Below are 15,986 nucleotides of genomic sequence, written 5' to 3'. Positions count from 1 at the left end.
ACCCCTTTTTAGTTCAAATGCATAAACCAAACGCCACCGTAAGAGAATGGAAGGAATTTATCATAGAATTCCTTAAGTGTGCCTTCAGGATCTACATCCTTGAATTCCTCAGGATAGAATGTTTTAGCTAAGTATTCGAATACTGCAACGTCATATACTTCACGAGGTAAACCATGGTGAGTAGAGAATACGTTTTTAGATTGAACGGCTTTCAATTCAGGCCAGCCTTGACGTTCTGTGGTGAAAGCTTTCAACAATTCTTGAGATTTAGCTTCAGTTGTATCAAAACCTAAACGCATAGAAGTCGGTTTCTTAGGCCAGTAGGAACCGATGATCATGATGATATCTGGGTTTCTTTCTAAAATAAATTCTGGGTTAACAGGGCCTGCTTTTTGAACTACATCTTTGGTAATAAGATCGCCACCAACTTGCGTTGCTAATGCGCCCCATGCTACGTTTCCACTATACGCAAAACCTAAACCTTCTGGACCTTCGTTACCTGTTTCAATGTAAACAGTTGGTTTTGGTTTATTAATTTTGCTAATGCGGTCCATAACTCTTGTTAAACGGTCAGTATAGAACTTGTTGATTTCTGCTGCACGCTCCTCTTTACCCAATGCTTTACCGATAGCTTCGATAGATTTTTGGTGATTTTCAAGCTTTTCCGCATGATAATCGATATAGATAGTAGGGATGCCAGCTGCATCAATTTTAGGTTTGTAATCAGCTTCATATTGATCTTTGAAATATAAAGGCATGAAAATAACATCTGGGTTTAAGGAAATTACTTTTTCCACATCAAATGTTTTATCATTTACGTTACCAATGAGAGGAATTTTTTCCAACTCTGGCACTTCAGATTTGTAGCGATCCCACATATCTGTACGCAATTTGCTTAAATAAGGGTCAATACCAACAATAGTCTTAGCCACATCTTTACCTTGCAACGCAGCCATAGTCAAGAACGCACCGCCAGAGGCACTCAATTGAACTACTACGCGTTCTGCTGGTTTTTTCAACGTAACTTTTTGACCTGTTACGTCTGTAATCTCAATAGATTTACCAGTCTGAGCTGCATCCTTTTTCGCATCCCCAGGACCACCACAAGCAGTCAAGAGCATACTCACAATCAGTAGAAAAACGGTGGCAATATAAGCCATAAATTTCTTTTTCTTAACCATAGAATACCTCGATTCAAAATTCAAAACTCAATAAATTCTAATAAACACAATGTACGACAGCATTTATATAGTTTTACTCCATCAACTCCTTCTTCACACAACACAACCCTAATTCATATGCATAAACCAGATGCCACTATAAGAGAATGGCAAGAATTTGTCATAGAACTCTTTAAGTGTAGCTTCTGGATCTACATCCGCAAACTCTTCAGGATAGAAGGTTTTTGCTAAATATTCAAAGACTGCTGCATCAAATACTTCACGTGGAAGACCGTGGTGCGCAGAGTAAACTTGTTTATTTTCAACAGCTTTTAATTCGCTCCAACCTTGACGTTCTGTGGTGAAAGCTTTCAACAACGCTTGAGACGAATCTTCGGTTGCTTCAAAACCTAAACGCATAGAAGTTGGTTTCTTAGGCCAGTAAGAACCCATAATCATAATGATGTCTGGATTCTTTTCCAATACAAATTCAGGATTAATTGGAGATGACTTTTTAATAGCATCTTTTGTGATTACATCAGCACCAGCCATAGTGGCTAAAGCACCCCAAGAGTAGTTACCACTAAAGGAGTTACCAAATTCTTCTGGACCATTGATACCCACTTCAATATACACTGTTGGTTTCGGTTTATTGATTTTACTAACTCGGTCAAGAACTCTTGTCACACGATCTGTATAGAACTTGTTAATCTCCGCAGCACGTTCTTCTTTACCTAAAGCCTTACCGATAGCTTCAATGGATTTTTGATGACTTTCAAGTTTTTCAGCATGGTAATCTATATAAATAGTTTGGATACCAGCAGCATCCATTTTTGGCTTTGCATCAGACTCGTACTGATCTTTCAAATCTACAGGAATAAAAATAACATCTGGATTTAATGCCACAACTTGCTCAGCATTAAATGTTTTATCACCGACTGTACCCACTACTGGAATCTTAGCTAGCTCAGGCATTTCAGCAGTAAAGTGCTTCCACATATCCGCCCTGTAATCCTGCAAAGATGTATCCATACCGGCAATAACCTTTGGAGTCTCCTTGCCCATAAGTGCGGAAATCGTAAAGAATGGACCACCGGCACCACTCCACTGTAAGACAACTCTCTCTGCTGGCTTTTTAAGCGTTACCGTACGTCCTGTTACATCTGTGATTTCGATTGGCTTGTTCACCTGAGACGCATCTTTCTTCGTCTCACTAGGACCTCCACATGCAGCGATGAGCATACTAACAATTAGGAGGAAAACCGTGGCTAAATACGCTATGAACTTCTTTTGTTTAAACATAAGTACCTCTCTTCTCTCAACTAAAACTATCACTATAAGTGCACATAAAAAGCCCGTTTCCCCACGAAGAGGAAACGGGCTGTCATCTCAGTTAGACTAACTACCACGCCTAATAAGCTAGCATATAGTATGAGCTTTCAACTATGCATAGCTAGTATAAATTCATCTATATCAATCCCCATCCCTGTCTCTCGCAGGTCAATTGGCAATTGTTAATTAGGCAGTTCTCCTGGCTCCAGTTCAACGTTACTTTGCGCCTTCCCAAAAACTTCAGTGACCGAGAGCATTTCACCCTCTATGCAAAGTACCTCGCTGTTACAGTGGCGTGACCGCTTTGGCTTGTACCAAATTCTCTATTAAGTCAATAGACACCTAACCCAATCATATGTAATTTCCCTCATCGTAGCATGAGGGGTATACAGTGTCAATAAACGTATAGGGGTACTACTATAATCGATATTTGCTACTTTACTGTAAATAAAAAAATGAAAGCCCGCTATTAGCAAGGCTTTCAGCTTATTTTATCAAAATCCAATCAAGATTAAATGTTCTTGAATCTCTTTTTACCAATTAATTTCTATAATATTACTAATAGTTATTACTCAGCACCATTGTACTCAAGAACCGGATTTCTATTATAAGATGTTACATCAGTCCCCAACAACTCATATAATTCTTGTACTGTCATCTTCTTATCTTTTACAGCAAGTAATTCTTCGTTAGTCACACCGATGAACTCTACAAATTCTAATTTGCCATTAGGAGTATCAAGAGTTTGCAATTTAGCATCAGGAATAGTAATAAAGCCAACAATATTGGAACTATTATTTGAGTCTATGCCCTCTGTTTGCCCACTGTAAAGATATTCATAAGGTTTAAAAATTTCTCCAGCAGTAAAAGTAAATTTTGCAATTTGTTGTAATACACCACAAACACTTCTAATCTCATCATCGTTGGCACTTGCTTTATCTAAGCGATAAGTAAACTCCATGCCGTAACCACTGATTGTAGGATCTTCGCTATCCTTTTCATACAGCTCGGACAAACCATATGTTACAAAGTGCCAATTATCTCCATCATCATACACACTGATACCATCAAGAGGGCTATCGCCACCAAGCCGCCAGCTAATCAATGTTCCAAAATGCATAGGATCTGTTTGACCAGGATATACACGTTCACATTCTGCAGTAATCGCATCCCACCCAATAGTACAAGGATCCAGTTCATCATCCAATAAATCAGAATTTAGCTCGACAGACTTTGTAGCATCTACTCTCGTATGAGAATCAAGAGATTCTTTATTAGAAGAAAAAAGATTTTTTAACCAGGAAAACATACTTATAATACCTCCCACTCTATACAATAGACACACAATGTATTAATTTACTCATTTAAGTATATAATGTTTAAACAACAAAGGCTACACATTGATTAGTAATGTCCCCATTTAATTTATAAACTATATCATTAAATCGGCACCTTGATCTTGTGTAACCTTTGTCTCTATTTACTTTTTCGTATATTTAGGTACATTGCGATATTGCATCGGTAAGGAATTTTCCTTTACTTTAAAACCATGTTTCTCGTAAAAGGTCGCATTCTTACTTTCACCAATCATAACATTGATGTACAAATACGATTTGTAAGCGTCTTTCACCATTTCTAGTAAATGACCGGCAATACCTCGGCCCCGATAATCAGGATGAACTAGCACATAATTGATGAAGCACACAAGTTCGCTATCATCCATGACGCGAATAAGACCTATTAAACAATCTCCATCCCAAGCAGAAATCACGCGCGATGAATTCATTAGTGCCTTGTGCAATCTATCAGGATACTTGCCCACCACCCAACGAACAGATAAAAACAGTTCTGCTACCTGCTGAGGGGTAAAGTTTCTCTCTTCGGTATAGGTAATCGCCCTATCGCCCTTAACGATATTAATCATGCTACTGCCTTTTCTAATCCATTTATCAACTATATCTTAGGTGTGTGACACAACTTCCTTAGGATTCCACCAAATTATAGCAGACCGAGAGGAAATCAAGCATTTATTGTCCTTAGATTTGGCTATGATTTCTTTTTTGATTTGTTCCTCTGCTGCTGGCGTTAAGTCTCCATAGTACTGTTCGTATATGATTTTTCGACACTCGATTTCATCTTCCACAGTCCGCTCACATCTATAATCAATGATGCTTACATTAGGCGAACGTCCTTGTGAAAGCAACATATTATAGAGGATTTGGAACTCTTGTACATCAGATTTACTAGCTTCCCGAGGATTCTTCCAATCAGGAATGCCAGCTACGATTGCACAGTAGCCTTTAGAATATTGTTCCATTTGTAAAATACGAGGCCACACATCAGGAAACATCCAAAGTACAAGAGATATGGTTACCAGATCAAATTGAAAGTCTGAAGAGCCATCTTGGGGTAAGTCCTGCACCAATTCTTCAATGATGTTAATATTCTCAATGTTTAATTCTTTAGCATTTTCTTTAAGGACTGCCACCATGCCCTTTGACGGCTCAATAGCAGTAACAGATTTAATATGTTGAGCAAAAGGAATTGTAAAAGAACCAGGACCAGCACCTATATCTAGCATAGTAGAATCAGGATTTAACACACTACTCAAAGCAGCGTACACATTACGACCAAAGTCGTAGTCATTGCTTTTACGCATAAGAGAAAAATCATTGGCTCGCTTGTCCCAATACTCTAATAATGGATTCGCCCGAATCCCTTTCTCACGATCATAATAACTTTGTTTCCACATTTCATTCCAGAACGAAAAATCTGTAACTTGCGGTGCCATACGAAACCTCCTGACTTAATCTAAATTCCTCATTTCTCGGATAAACTCTTCTGCCTCTTGCAGGTTCTTAGGGAACTCAAAATAAATACATTGCTCATGTCCACAATAAGGATTGCGGAAATCATAGCCGCTCAACAACAAATACTCAATGATTTTCCAGTCTTTGTCATTAGATTTTTTAGGGGCTTTGAACTTTTCGTTTACAAAGTACATCTTACCTTTGCACGTAGGGCAGGTTTTATTTCTGTTAAACAACTCGTAGTTTGTGCCCTCCGACAAGGAGATCCGGCAATTTACACATACATTTTTATAGCCCATAGTTATTTACTCCCATACGGTTTATGTTGAAAGATTTCTTTTACAATCCCTTCACCAACAATATTACCGCCTTCCATAATAAGGAACTCAGTACCTGCTTGTATAGCAGAATAATCTACGGTTTCATATACTGGTAAAGCATTAGCTTGAATTGGCTTATCAAAGATGATATCTTCACCATCAATAAAGTTGATACCAAGATATTCCTCAGTACCTTTTATAACAAAATGAGGATAGTACATTCCATTATTTAAATTCGGTGGAGTTCTCCTCTTCTTGCTGAAAAAAGTAACTGTACAACCAATAGTAAAATCTAAATTACTCATTTCGGACCTCATTCAACTACATATACCATATCACCTTTAAAGTATATCCGAAAAAAAACTAAATTGCTCTATGTTAAGATTATCTAATCAATCTAGAACCTTTTTAAAAATTTCCTTATCTTCTAAAACTATATTATATATTTTAACCAAAAAGACTTTTATAAAGCCCTTTAATTTCTCGTGCGTATTTCACTGCACTAGGAAGATACATTCGTTTATAGTAATCTCCTAATATTTCTGTATGATTTTTCAAAATATCAAATTCAATCATATACATAGCAATACTCGTTATAGAATATTTTCCTATCTCAAGTATAGTTGATTTATCTTCTATATCTAATTCCTCGCCTTTTGGAAATTCACCATCAGAATATTCTTCCCAAGTTTCATCACTATATTGCCAAAAGGCTTTACTCCAAAGAATCAGTTCTTTACGATTGTATTCTATTAATTGCTCGAAAAACTGCACTAACTCTTTCTCAGAATATAACTTGCAATTAAACCCTTCTAATAAGAATTGCCTTTGATTCAATCGATTTCTTAGTTCTTGAATTTCTATACTTTGTAGTTCTTTATTAAAGTTATCAGGTCCTAATTCCTCTATAATATCTAAATATATAGGGCTATCTAAAAATTCTTTTAAAGTTTCCATATTCTTACGTCCTTACAGAATTAACACCTTCCATAATAAAGAACTTCGTACCTGCTTTTAGAACAAAATAATTTACAATTTCAAAAACTAACAACATATTACCTCATATTTGTTTATCAAAGATGACATCTATACTACCATAAGGTTTATACCAAGACTCAGTACCTTTTATAATGATATGAGGATAGTACATTCCATAATTTAAATTCGGTAGACTTGTTCTCTTCTTGCTGAAGAATGTAACTATGCAGCTAATAGTAAAATCTAAATTGCTCATCTCAGGCCTCATTCAACTACATATACCATATCACCTTTAAAGTATATGTTCATTATACAGTGTACAGGATTCCCTTCAGTCCATAACCAACCCTGGAATACAGCGTGTCCCCAATTATAGGTCTCTGTAATGACCTCGAATTCACTTTCACTATAATCCTGTTGATACTTAGATAACTCAATTCTTTTACCTGTGAAAGTATCTAGTATTGTATTATTAAATACTAGAATTTCAAAAAAATCTATATCGCACGTCTCAAACACAACCTGAGCCTTATGAGTTTGCTCAACACCATTCTCATAAGAAAAAATGTACTCAAAGGTAAGGATCAAATCATCATCTGCGTATTCTATTTTCTGTACCCTTGCATCATGGAGAGAATACTTGGAATACTCGCCAAAAGATTTTGTTATTTTCATAGGACCTCCACTTTGCAAACGAACATCAGAAAGCTAAAATCTTTTTAGCTTAAAATTAGTAGATATCTCTATAATCTCAAATTTAGTTAAGAAAAAAGAATCACCAGTCTTATACGTACTAATTTCTACTAGAAAAATTTAAATACCTTTTGTAGTCTTGTGCTTTAATTCCTCTAATATACATTAATATTTCATCTTGCTTCTTTAACATTCTAGATTAAAATGGTAAAAAACAATAAATTAAATTATATTCATTGCCATTATGCAAAGCCTGTATTATTGTTCAGTATTTTAATACTTACTTCTTTAGATAACCATTTAGAAAAATATTATTCATATTTTTAAAGTACTCTAATATCAACTTATTCTGATTTTCTGACTTCAGTTTATATTACGCACCTATCAAAACAGTACATTTTAATATAGAGACAATACTAACTTAAAGTTTAAATTCCAACAAAAACATCCACAATTTTTCTAATCTTTTCTAATACCAATTCTTTTTTCTTTTCCCTTGCTCCTAATCTACGTGAAGTCGGCGGAATAATACGGTCTAGCTCATCCCCTGCATATTCGACATATCCTTTGCTTATAGCCTTTTCTATAAATCGTTTTGAGTCTTCTTTCAAGCTTTCTTCTTCAACTAAAGATATTATATTATTCTCCTTCTCTTTCTTTGCAAAACTATAGAATGACTCAAGAATATCATCAGTATTTTTCAGCTCAGACAGTCTTGTACTGTTGATAAAGGCCATAATCAATTCTTCTTTTGCCCTTGTACCAAGGCTTGATCTTATTACCCTTCGAACTTCTACTTTTAAGCTTTCCACATCATCATTTTCTTTTGATTTTTCCAGTATTAAGGCCAAAATATAGTCCAAATTTATTTCATCTGTTTTAAGCAAATCAATTTGAAACTCAATATCAGAAAAATCAATTTGATCACCTTCAATATTTTCATAGCACCTTGAATTTATAATACTTTCTCTTATATCAACATAGACACTTTTCATGTCCTGCAATTGTCTGTCCGAGATGATTTTTTTATAGTTTTCAAATTCATCATAATTTTTCAGGATATTCTCAGCTTTCAGTAACTCTCCAAAAAGCTTTGCAAATTCTTTTTTATCCGCATCTAATATAATTTCTGTAGGTTCTGAGAATTTAGTTATAATTTCATTACAAATATCTTCATATCCCTTAACAATTGTACCGTTTTCTTCATCTTTGAAGCCATGAATATATTCTTCATAGCTCTTTTCCAAAATGATGTTTACACTGTTTTCGTCGCCAAATGTCTTGATTGCATCTTGTGTAGCTTTTTCTAAATCCCTAAAGCAAACAATATTACCAAATGTCTTTACTTTATTTAGAATACGGTTTGTTCTTGAGAACGCCTGAATAAGACCATGATATCTAAGATTTTTATCAACAAATAATGTATTTAATTTAGGGGCATCAAAGCCTGTTAAAAACATTCCTACTACAATAAGCAAATCCACTTGTTTTTCTTTCACTTTAAATGACAAATCCTTATAATAATTTTGAAATTCATTGCCGTTAGTAGAAAAATTGGTTTTAAAGAAGCTATTATAATCATTAATTACCTTATCTAAAAATTCTTTTGCAGTTGACTCCATAGCAGAAATATCAAAATCCTCTTCTGATATCTCTCCAATTGCTCTTTGCGCCTCATTGGTTGCAAAACTGTATATTGTAGCTATTTTCAGTCGTTTTTCTTCAGGTAAATTGCTTTGTTGTCTTTCAAATTCCTCATAATATAATTTGGCTGCTTCAACACTTTGCACAGCAAACATTGCGTTAAACCCGTGAAGTCTTCTATGCTTCAAATCATAAAACTCATTACGATGGGTTTTCGTATCAAAAACATTAAGAATATGCTTTGTAATCTCAGTAATTCTTTCAGGATGGAGAAGCATTTTATTTTCCAGTTTAGCTAATTTCTTTTCATCTTCCTCTTTCTCTGCAGTTTTAAATCTCGGTGTAATATTGTTATAATCCACTTTGAATTTTAAAACTTTGCCGTCACGAATAGCATCCGTAATAACATAACTATGAAGCTGCACACCAAATATACCTGCTGTTGTATCTCCACCAAGAGAATTTTCCGGAAAAATCGGCGTTCCCGTAAATCCAAACTGATAATACTTCTTAAATGATTTCCTTATATTTTTCTGTGCATCTCCAAACTGAGAGCGATGGCATTCATCAAATATAAAAACACAATGTTTATTATAAATTTCATGAACCGGATTTTTCTTCACAAACTCATTTAATTTTTGAATTGTGGTAACGACAATACGATTATCATCTCTTTCAATACATCGTTTAAGTTCTTTTGTATCCTTACTTCCGTTTACGCTATCGGGCTGAAATCTTTGATATTCTTTCATTGTTTGATAATCTAAGTCTTTTCTGTCTACCACAAAAAATACTTTATCAATACAATCCAATTTTGTAGCAAGCCTTGCAGCTTTAAAAGAAGTGAGCGTTTTACCAGAGCCTGTCGTATGCCAAATAAAGCCGCCCGTTTCGGGTCTCCCGACTTTTTTCGCCTCATAGCTTGATTTAATCTTCCACAAAATTCGTTCAGTAGCCGCAATTTGATATGGTCGCATAATAAGGAGTGCATTATTAACGTCAAATACGCAATATTTTGTAAGCACTTCTAGAATCACACGCTTTTCAAAAAAGGTCTTAGTAAAATCCTCTAGATCACAAATTACCTTGTTTTTAGCATCTGCCCATTCACAGGTAAACTCATAATTATTTTTATCCTGTGCTGTTGTATTGGCAAAATATCTAGTATAAGTTCCATTAGAGATGACAAATATTTGAACATACTTATATAATGAATTTTCACTGTTAAAACTTTCTTTACTGTATCTATGAATTTGGTTAAAAGCTTCATGTAAATTTACGCCTCTTTTTTTTAGTTCTATATGGACAAGCGGCAATCCATTTACTAAAATTGTCACATCATAACGATTTCGATTTTTCCCTTCCCCAGTAATCTGATTAGTAACTTGTAGAAAATTATTATGGATATTGTTCTTATCGATAATTTTAATATTTTTCAAATGTCCATCATCAAATATAAAATCATGAATATGATTCTCTTGTACTTTTCGTGTTTTTTCAATCATCCCATCATTTGGAGAATCTAAATATTCAAGTAAAAACCTATCCCATTCTTCTTTTGTAAAAGAAACTCCATTTAACTTTTCAATTTGAAACTTTAAATTTATATATAATTCATCAATTGATTTTACTATAAGCCTCTCATACCCCTGAGAAACCAAGTTTTCAATCATTTGTCTTTCAAGCTCAGCTTCACTTTGGTATGAAGTTTCTCTAACTTGAGTGTCTTTTTCAAAATTAGCTAGAATAATTCCACCCGTCATTTCTGCAATTGTAGATGTGTTATACTTTACTTTTTCTTCTGACATCCAAACTACTCCTTCCATTTATATTCCAAGACAAATTTTTCATATATTCTTTTAAGAAATTCTTTCTCGTGCTTTTCTAATTCCTTGACTTCTAAAGCTGAATGGTTACTGTGGCTATACAAATTTATTCGCTTAATATAAGAATCTTTGTCTTCTTCGTTTATTAAATCTTTCCAACTATCATATCCTAAAAAATGTGCTGTTTTCTCAAATAAATTACGCATTAAATTAAAATGATATCGTTTAATTATATTTTTATCTATTGCATTTTTTATTTCATCTTTAAGCAATAAATGATATCCAAAAGGAGTTTCATTATTTGCAAACTCCATGAGCGAATATTTATCTTCATTTTTACCAAACCAAAGCTTCTTTGCTTTAGACATTTCTGTATGCAAAACATTGTAAAACAATGAATGATGTGTTGAAATAATAAAATATAAATTTTCATTTTTTGAAGAACTAATTATATGCTTCAATTCTAATGCTATATCAATTGCATGGTTATCATCCAAAGATGAAATAGGATCATCTATAAAGATATATTGTATCGTATTAAATTCATCTGTACTTCTATCACCGATTTCATCAATATTTAACTCCTCAATAATTGTCTCCATCAAGACAAAAAAAACAGACCAAATAAAAATGCTTTCTTCGCCCTTTGAAATTTTTATATTTTCAATAGCTCCTTCATCGCCAGTAGGTAAACTAAAAGTAATTTCGCCGGTACTTGTATTAATATTAGGTTCAATTTTTGAAGAAGTGAATTCTTTAAATCGCTCTGCTATTTTATTTTCTTTTCCTTGTCGTTCTATCAATTCAACAAACCTAGAACTCTTATTAATTTTAAGTATTCTTTCATTATCATTTTCTAGATCATTATCCCATGAAAATAAATCTTCAGTGAAAGCATTATAATAAACTACATGCTTTATAACTTCATCCTCTCTAAGCTCGTTAACAAGATTTTTAAATTCCATTGATAATCTTGTCTTTCCAGTTGCATTAAAAGCGTACAATAAAGTAACCTTTTTATTAGAATCTTTAATTTTTTGAGCTATTTCCACTAAAGAATTATACTCCTCCATACCTTCACCTCATATCCTAATTCCTGCTTTTAAAGTTTAATCTAGTATATATGCTGTTTTTTGCTGTAATAATCTATTTCTTTTAATATACTTATAGCTACATTATTTACAAAACATTGAGCTCATCAACAACAAACACGGTATATTCTTGAACCAGTAGAGAAAGACTGATACTTTTTATTTTTCTCTTATCAATCATTTTTATATCAATAACGTTATCCCTTCTTACTAACTTATTCTTTTACCGTAATAAATAATTTGATCCAACATACGTAACATTTTTAATAAAATAACGATTAGATATTATCTGTCCACCTAAAAACTATTTCTCCTCTATTTCAAATGTCAAAAGTTTTTCTCGATAATATTCATATTGTTTTTGCCTTTGTTCGATTTCCTGTGGAATTAAACCTTTCGTATCTGAAAGTAGCGATTGAAATTTATCAAGAATTTCAACTACTTTGCTTTGAATACAAATATCTGGTATAGGAATCATCTGAGTTAATAATGTACTAATATCTACAGAGGGAAAGTTACCAATTTTTATGTTATTACTACACCATTTATCAATTAAATAAAAATAATAATACACATACTTTATATTTACTTCATTTTTATACTTATTCTTCACCGAAAAACAAGTAAATCTTTGATTTGCCAAAAATGGAACTGTTATTAAAGCATGTTCTCCTATAGTCGCAGATGTTGATAGAATAATCGAGTTCTTTTCAAACGGCTCTCCTCTTATCGCAGAGTTTGAAACATAAGTCTTTGCGCAATTTAAAATATTTCCATTTTCTCTAATATCTTCCATCTTAAACCACGGTACATCTTCGTTCTTCCAATACTCCTGAACAGATTTAGAAGGAGTATATCCTTTTCTTATGTTAAATATTTGCGATAATGTATAAAAAGGTACCTCGATTTTATTTTCAAATCCATTTATCCCTTTAGATAGTTTATTCAAATACTGCTCACTTAAAAGTATATCTCTATAATATTTATATTGTTTAGTTCTAGCCTGTAATTCAGCCTGTAATTCAGTAACACAATTTGTAAATTTGTCAAGTATTTTTACAATTTTTTCTTGTGTTTCAATAGAAGGAATCGGTATTTTAATTTGAGAGTAATGTGAAATCCACAATCTTTTATGCTCAGTTGTATCAACTTTTATTGTTTTAATATAGTGATAACAGTATCTTAAATTTACTCCTTCTTTTGCTTTTAATATTTTCATTGCTGATGATTTAACCTTGAAATTAAAATCAACCCAATGATTTCCAGCTGTAAAATCATCAAATATTATAACTGGATTATTCTTATCAGCTTCATATATATTTTCTTCTTCATTTGTATACCCCAGAACAAACGTTCTTCCCGCAGTTAAAACAGGTATATCATAATCATCATTATATTCTGTTGATTTAACAATATATTTTGTTGGTTGCTCATAATCAAGTAAATATTCAAGTTTTTTCCATTGAACCTTTTCATGTTTCAATAGTTTATCTATTTTACTCATTTTCAAGATCCTTTACAATTTCGTTTATTGAGTTCCTTAGTTCATCTATTTTCTTAACGGTTTTTTCAATTTCTTTATTTAGAACTTTTATATCAATAACTTCTCTGGTATCTTCTTTTTCCACATAGGTTGAAACTGAAAGATTATAATCATTCTCTTTACTTTGTATTTCTGTTTTATCAACATATCTAGAAAAATATTCGATCTCTTCTCTATCTCTAAATTCATCAATTATTGTCTTTATATTTTTTTCTTCTAAAATATTATTATTAGTTTCCTTTTTAAATTCTTTACTGGCATCAATAAACAGTATTTTATTATCCGTTTTGTTCTTTGCCATAATTAAAATACAAGTAGCTATTGAGGTTCCAAAGAAAAGATTTTCCGGAAGTTGGATAACACAATCAACGAAATTATTATCTACAAGATATTGTCTAATGGTTTTTTCAGCACCTTTTCTGTAAAAAATCCCCGGAAAACATACTATAGCCGCCCTACCTTTACTTGAGAGATACGATAATGAATGCATAATAAAAGCATAATCGGCATAAGACTTTGGTGCCAGCTTTCCTGCCGGCGCAAATCTTTCATCATTTATTAAAGTAGGATCAGCGTCTCCCACCCACTTAATCGAATATGGAGGATTTGAAACAATGGCATCAAATGGTTTTTCATCTCTATGTAAAGGGTTTATTAGAGTGTCTCCCCTTTTAATTGAAAAATTATTATAATTCACATTATGAAGAAACATATTCATACGAGCCAAGTTAAAGTTGGTCATATTAATTTCCTGTCCAAAAAATCCTTCCTCAATAATATGTTCATCAAATTGCTTCTTCATCTGAAGCAATAAACTTCCACTGCCACATGTAGGGTCATATACCTTATTAATATTAGTTTTTCCATCCATAACAAGTCTTGACAAAAGTTTCGAAACTGTTTGTGGGGTAAAAAACTCTCCACCGGATTTTCCTGCATTACTCGCATACTTTGAAATCAAATACTCATACGCATCACCAAAGGCATCTATATCATTATCCTGAAAATTCCCAAAATTAATTCCAGCTATACCTGTTAGTATATCTGCCAGTCTTTTATTTTTTTCTGCTACCGTTCCTCCTAAACGGTTACTAGTTGTATCCACATCTTCAAATAGACCTTTAATATCATCTTCCGATGCAAATCCTACTGCACTTCCTTCAATTGCTTTAAATATATTAGCTAAATCTGTATTTAAATTTTCATTATTCTTAGCTGTTTTAACAACATTTTTAAATAGTTGACTTGGTAATATAAAAAAGCCTTTATCCTCAACTGTATTTGGTCTAAAATCCTGCTCTGCTTCTTCATCAGAAATTTCAGCATAATCAAATTCTAAGTCACCAGCTTCATGCTCGGCAGAATTGAAAAATTCAGTAATATTTTCAGAAATAAATCTATAAAACAAAATCCCTAAAATATATTGTTTAAAATCCCAACCATCTACTGCACCACGAACATCATCAGCAATAGCCCATATTTTTCTATGCAACTCTGATCTTTGTATTGTTTCATTATTAACCTTAGTTAAGTCTGACATCCCTTTCTACCTCACTTTATTTAATAGACGTTTAATTAAAGTTTTATCCGCTATCTTCTGGTATAAAACTTTCTATTTTTCCTTATTCTAGTTACACTGAATAACGAGTTAATTCTTATCTACTTTGCATATAGTTTAATCATTTTGAAGCACCTTTACATCACCTCAAAGACGCTTTACTTTCCCGGCTTTATAATCGAAACCATCTCTCCAAAATCAACATCTAGTTTCGTTCCAATGCGATACAAAACATCCATACTAACAAACTCTCCTCTGCCCATTTTAGATACTGTTGCAGGAGACAATTCACAAACTTTAGTTAGTTCTTTTTTATTCATATTCTTATCTATTAAAATTTTCCATAATCCATTGTAATTAACTTTCATATTCTCACTCCTTAATTATAAGTTTATGAAGTTATTTTATATATTATAATATCTTATATCATTACTTTTGTATATTCTTAGAGTATCATTTACACAGTATTATTCCTCTTAAGATTACTTCCATATATATTCTTCATATCTTGATATGTAGTTTCTACACTTCTAGTGTAGAAACTCTCCAATTCTAGAGTATAATTTTTACACTTGGAACGAAATACACACATAAACTCTTTAATATTGATGATATTTAGCTTTTCAAGCTTTTTTCGATAAGCCATATTCCACCTGAGGTGCTATCAAGCTCGTTTAAGATTTTGACCGCTGTATTATTAAATTTTCCTAAAATCTATATAATCTTTTACAATGAGGATCATATATACTCTGTTTTCTTTGTCGAGCCATTTATCTCTAAAAGACGGACGTGTACGCTCTAAAAAGCAAGAATATAAAATCTTTGCTTCCGAGGACAAGTTCTTAAACCTTTCATAAGTCACCATAATTTTCGGTAGCATATAGTAACTAAAACAGCCTATATCTCGATTATAAAAATAATCAAATTCCACTTCTCTTTGATCTGCCCCCATTTTCTTGGATAGATATAATTAAGCTACTTTTTGGGAATGAGTTCGGTATTCTACCGGACTCATTCCTTTTAATTTGAGC

The 15,986-nt window shown here is 32.8% G+C and carries 15 protein-coding genes and 1 riboswitch; all 15 genes read right to left on the bottom strand.

All coding sequences use genetic code 11. The features are described 5' to 3' along the window. Window positions 1-8: 8 nt before the first annotated feature. Entirely contained in the window at window positions 9-1,181 is a 1,173-nt protein-coding gene (locus HMPREF1865_RS04515; RefSeq protein WP_060919340.1) for an ABC transporter substrate-binding protein, read from the bottom strand. A 108-nt stretch (window positions 1,182-1,289) separates the two neighbouring features. Next, window positions 1,290-2,462 carry an ABC transporter substrate-binding protein gene (locus HMPREF1865_RS04510; RefSeq protein ID WP_060919339.1) on the bottom strand — a complete coding sequence of 391 codons (1,173 nt, stop codon included), beginning with the start codon at window positions 2,460-2,462 and terminating at the stop codon, window positions 1,290-1,292. Between the two features lie 202 nt (window positions 2,463-2,664). Then, window positions 2,665-2,853, bottom strand: a riboswitch (cobalamin riboswitch). A gap of 207 nt (window positions 2,854-3,060) precedes the next feature. Further along, entirely contained in the window at window positions 3,061-3,801 is a 741-nt protein-coding gene (locus tag HMPREF1865_RS04505) for a suppressor of fused domain protein (RefSeq protein ID WP_081094603.1), read from the bottom strand. A 171-nt stretch (window positions 3,802-3,972) separates the two neighbouring features. Further along, on the bottom strand, window positions 3,973-4,416 hold the full coding sequence (locus HMPREF1865_RS04500; RefSeq protein ID WP_060919338.1) for a GNAT family N-acetyltransferase: 444 nt from the start codon (window positions 4,414-4,416) through the stop codon (window positions 3,973-3,975). A gap of 36 nt (window positions 4,417-4,452) precedes the next feature. Then, window positions 4,453-5,283 (bottom strand): class I SAM-dependent methyltransferase, encoded by an 831-nt coding sequence (locus tag HMPREF1865_RS04495; RefSeq protein WP_060919337.1) that lies wholly within the window; start codon window positions 5,281-5,283, stop codon window positions 4,453-4,455. Between the two features lie 15 nt (window positions 5,284-5,298). Continuing rightward, window positions 5,299-5,601, bottom strand: a complete 303-nt coding sequence (locus tag HMPREF1865_RS04490) for a hypothetical protein (protein WP_060919336.1) — start codon at window positions 5,599-5,601, stop codon at window positions 5,299-5,301. A 2-nt stretch (window positions 5,602-5,603) separates the two neighbouring features. Continuing rightward, a complete protein-coding gene (locus HMPREF1865_RS04485) occupies window positions 5,604-5,927 on the bottom strand; it encodes a hypothetical protein (protein WP_060919335.1) in 324 nt (107 codons plus the stop codon). A gap of 142 nt (window positions 5,928-6,069) precedes the next feature. Beyond that, a complete protein-coding gene (locus HMPREF1865_RS04480) occupies window positions 6,070-6,579 on the bottom strand; it encodes a hypothetical protein (protein WP_060919334.1) in 510 nt (169 codons plus the stop codon). A 285-nt stretch (window positions 6,580-6,864) separates the two neighbouring features. Continuing rightward, window positions 6,865-7,275: a hypothetical protein gene (locus HMPREF1865_RS04470; protein ID WP_060919333.1), complete on the bottom strand. Its 411-nt coding sequence runs from the start codon at window positions 7,273-7,275 to the stop codon at window positions 6,865-6,867. A 446-nt stretch (window positions 7,276-7,721) separates the two neighbouring features. After that, window positions 7,722-10,745: a type I restriction endonuclease subunit R gene (locus HMPREF1865_RS04465; RefSeq protein ID WP_060919332.1), complete on the bottom strand. Its 3,024-nt coding sequence runs from the start codon at window positions 10,743-10,745 to the stop codon at window positions 7,722-7,724. Between the two features lie 5 nt (window positions 10,746-10,750). Further along, window positions 10,751-11,836 carry an ATP-binding protein gene (locus HMPREF1865_RS04460; protein WP_060919331.1) on the bottom strand — a complete coding sequence of 362 codons (1,086 nt, stop codon included), beginning with the start codon at window positions 11,834-11,836 and terminating at the stop codon, window positions 10,751-10,753. A 322-nt stretch (window positions 11,837-12,158) separates the two neighbouring features. Then, the gene (locus HMPREF1865_RS04455) at window positions 12,159-13,358 is read right to left on the bottom strand and encodes a restriction endonuclease subunit S (protein WP_060919330.1); all 1,200 of its coding nucleotides are present in this window, start codon (window positions 13,356-13,358) and stop codon (window positions 12,159-12,161) included. Continuing rightward, entirely contained in the window at window positions 13,351-14,937 is a 1,587-nt protein-coding gene (locus tag HMPREF1865_RS04450; RefSeq protein ID WP_060919329.1) for a type I restriction-modification system subunit M, read from the bottom strand. Before HMPREF1865_RS04450 ends, HMPREF1865_RS04455 begins: the two co-directional genes overlap by 8 nt. Window positions 14,938-15,113: 176 nt before the next feature. Beyond that, on the bottom strand, window positions 15,114-15,323 hold the full coding sequence (locus HMPREF1865_RS04445; RefSeq protein WP_060919328.1) for a helix-turn-helix domain-containing protein: 210 nt from the start codon (window positions 15,321-15,323) through the stop codon (window positions 15,114-15,116). Window positions 15,324-15,652: 329 nt separating this feature from the next. Continuing rightward, window positions 15,653-15,835 (bottom strand): replication initiator protein A, encoded by a 183-nt coding sequence (locus HMPREF1865_RS09705; protein ID WP_414162605.1) that lies wholly within the window; start codon window positions 15,833-15,835, stop codon window positions 15,653-15,655. Between the last annotated feature and the right edge of the window lie 151 nt (window positions 15,836-15,986).

Source organism: Veillonella parvula (assembly GCF_001553335.1).
Lineage (GTDB): Bacteria > Bacillota > Negativicutes > Veillonellales > Veillonellaceae > Veillonella > Veillonella parvula_S.
The sequence above is the reverse complement of the archived record's forward strand: the minus strand, read 5'-3'. Positions and strand labels throughout refer to the sequence as shown.